Genomic DNA, 514 nt, shown 5'->3' on the forward strand with positions numbered 1-514 from the left:
CACGCTGCGAATAATTCCGTTTCTGGCGCTCGCGTACGTAGTCAACTTCCTTGACCGCACCAGCGTCGGCTTCGCCGCCCTCGAAATGAACAAAGCGATAGGCCTCACGGCAACCCAGTTCGGCTGGGGGGCGGGCATTCTGTTTGTTAGTTATTGCTTGTTCGAAGTGCCAAGCAATCTCGCCATGTACCGATTCGGCGCACGCCGTTGGCTCGCGCGGATAATGATTACCTGGGGCATCGCTGCCACAGCAAATGCGCTCGTCGTCGGGCCGTTCAGCTTCTATTTCGTTCGCTTGGTTCTGGGGGCGTTCGAGGCGGGGTTCTTTCCGGGGGTTATCTGGTATCTCTCCATCTGGTTTCCAAGCCAATACCGTACCCGTGCCATGGCTGCGTTTGTAGCGGCGGCCCCGCTCTCCCAGCTCGTAGGTGGTCCGATCTCGGTCTCGCTGATGCAGCTTGAGGGTACCCTCGGTTTGGCAGGCTGGCAGTGGATGTTCATCATAGAGGGGTTG

General features: G+C 58.6%; 1 protein-coding gene. It reads left to right on the forward strand.

The window, feature by feature from the left end; all coding sequences use genetic code 11:
- A partial coding sequence (locus AC629_RS44085) for an MFS transporter (protein ID WP_143199952.1) occupies nucleotides 1-514 on the forward strand: 514 nt, incomplete at both ends.

Origin of the sequence: Bradyrhizobium sp. NAS80.1 (assembly GCF_001908205.1) — a bacterium.
Lineage (GTDB): Bacteria > Pseudomonadota > Alphaproteobacteria > Rhizobiales > Xanthobacteraceae > Bradyrhizobium.